The 2,111-nt window shown below is 68.0% G+C and carries 2 protein-coding genes and 2 pseudogenes; 3 read left to right on the forward strand and 1 reads right to left on the reverse strand.

Features of this window, described 5'->3' with window-relative positions; translation table 11 throughout:
* Positions 1-245 precede the first annotated feature (245 nt).
* Positions 246-395, reverse strand: a complete 150-nt coding sequence (locus ACFWVV_RS37705) for a hypothetical protein (protein WP_384359158.1) — start codon at positions 393-395, stop codon at positions 246-248.
* 328 nt (positions 396-723) lie between these two features.
* Between ACFWVV_RS37705 and ACFWVV_RS37710 the strand changes: the two are divergent.
* The 3 genes and pseudogenes from ACFWVV_RS37710 to ACFWVV_RS37720 form a co-directional block, all read left to right on the forward strand.
* Positions 724-912 (forward strand): annotated as a pseudogene (locus tag ACFWVV_RS37710) (IS5/IS1182 family transposase); the annotation flags it as partial.
* Between the two features lie 125 nt (positions 913-1,037).
* Positions 1,038-1,205, forward strand: coding sequence for a hypothetical protein (locus ACFWVV_RS37715; RefSeq protein ID WP_384359156.1), 168 nt, complete (start codon positions 1,038-1,040; stop codon positions 1,203-1,205).
* A 144-nt stretch (positions 1,206-1,349) separates the two neighbouring features.
* A pseudogene (locus tag ACFWVV_RS37720) lies at positions 1,350-1,559 on the forward strand (IS5/IS1182 family transposase); the annotation flags it as partial.
* Positions 1,560-2,111 lie beyond the last annotated feature (552 nt).

The raw sequence follows: 2,111 nt of genomic DNA on the forward strand, positions 1-2,111 counted from the left end.
GAGTTGCCTGCGCGTCACGCTCGTCTTCCTACCGGATCCGCCTTCCATGCGGATCCGGATCGGCAAGATTGATCACGACGTCACACAGGCCCTAGCGGTCGCGCTGCGCTCTACGCCGCCTTCGCTGTCCATGTGCGGTGGGGCGAGCGCGCGCCAGTCCGGGTGACCTCGCAACCCACCGGCCGCGGCCTGGTCCGGCAGGGTGCTTACGAGTTGGTGCGTTCCGTCGGTGGAACGGCACGAGCTCAGGCGGAGGCGATGCGGGCGAAGGCACTCTGGAGATTGCGGACTGCGTCCTCGGCTTCCGCGTACATCTGAGGGGACGGTGAGACCGCACCGAAGGTGTGGCTGTCTTCGCCAAGCAGGGCGCGCCAGCGCAGGACAGGCTTGAACACGGTGGCAGCGGCGCCCAGGGACCAGGCCGTATGCCCGTGAACGTGAGCAAGAGCGACGGCCACGGTGAATCTGCGCACCGCTCATGGAAGTTGAGCAGACCTGGCGGTCGCCGCTCACCCGCAGCGAAGGGCTGCCCGGGGTACCCGGGTACGTCCCCCGCTTCTGCCTACACGTGCGACACCCGCTTTACCCGGAAACGACAGCACACTTCACCAACCCGGTGACACCCGCACCCCCCACAACACCGCCCACCAGGGCCCGGCAGCAGTGCAACCACCGGATGCCCACACGGTGAAAGAGACACGACGCGCATCACCTTGCAGTCACTCCACGATCGAGCGTGCCCACCAGCACACCGCCGGTGCCCGCTCGAAGGAATCGTCAACACACGAACCGTCAGATCACGCCCCCGGGCGTTCCCACGGCGGGCTCTCCACGAAGATCCACCTGGCAGCCGACGGCCACTGCCGACCGCTGGTCTTCGTGCTCGCTCCTGGCCAGGCCGGTGACGCACCCGCATTCCCGCGGGTCATGACCACCGCCCGTCGGCGGGCGGACAGCCCCAGGGAGCCTCGGGTCCGGGCACCAGGAAGCCGCTGCGGTCACCGTTGATCTTCAGCGACCAGGGTATCCGGCACCGTATGAGGACCAACGGGATGCGGATGCTGATGTGGCTGGCGTTGCTGGTGCAGCTGATGGCGCTGTTCCAGCACCAGGTGATGGGACGGTCGTGGCAGGACGGGTTTACCGTCGGTGCGGCCTGCGCGCTGGTGGGACTGTGTGCAGCGAGGGTCGCAGGGCGTTCGTAGCGGACGAACCGCGAACCTATGCCCCGACTGGCGCCCCTCGGACCTCCTCGGGGCACTGTTGCTGGACCGAGCGCCTTGGTGGGCGGTGACGCGATCATCGCCTTCTGATCGATGCGATCGCGTTCAAGTACCGAACCGGAACGCCTGGAGTGGGCCGCTGCGGTCGACTCCACGATCGTGCGTGCCCACCAGCACGCCGTCGGCGCCCGCTCGAAGGAATCGTCGACACACGAACCGTCAGATCACGCCCTCGGGCGTTCCCGCGGCGGCCTCTCCAAGAAGATCCTCTGAGCAGCCGCTGGCCGCTGCCGACCGCTGGTCTTCGTGCTCACTCCTGGCCAGGCTGGTGACGCACGCGCATTGCCTCAGGTCATGGCTCGCCTGCGAGTACCCGGCGCACAGGACGGCTACGGACCGCACCTGACATGGTCCTCGCAGAGCCTCACGGCGCATCGGTTGAGGCTTGTCGCTACGGCTAGACGTGCCGGTCGTTGAGACTGTTGCGGGTACACATGGTGGTTCTCGGCTCTGCGTGATGTGCGGGACCGGCCTTGTCGGCGGTACGGCGTATCTCGTGGACGGCGTCTGGCGGCCGGGCCGCCGCCGGGTGTTCTCCCGCTTCCTGATCTGTGAGGCGTGCTACGAGCGGGGGCGTCCGGATCCGGCTACGGGTCTGACTCGACCAGCCTCCGTACGGGGTCGCAGTCCGCTGAGTGGTGGGCCCTGGCCGGCCGCGGCGCGGCTCTCCCGCCCCAGGCGTGTGCCGCCGGATGCGGCCTGGTCGTGGTGCGTGGGGAAGAGGTGCTGCTGCGGGGGGTGTCTCTATGTCCTTCGTCAAGGACGTGGTGCCGGGTGTGGGGGCTGTTTGAGGTGGTTATGCGGCGAGGGTGATGGTGGGTGTTCTGG

The organism is Streptomyces sp. NPDC058663 (assembly GCF_042716745.1).
Lineage (GTDB): Bacteria > Actinomycetota > Actinomycetes > Streptomycetales > Streptomycetaceae > Streptomyces.

Excerpts from the sequence above, each read along its gene's own strand:
- ACFWVV_RS37715 (WP_384359156.1), top strand. The coding sequence starts at position 1,038 with ATGAGGACCAACGGGATGCGGATGCTGATGTGGCTGGCGTTGCTGGTG.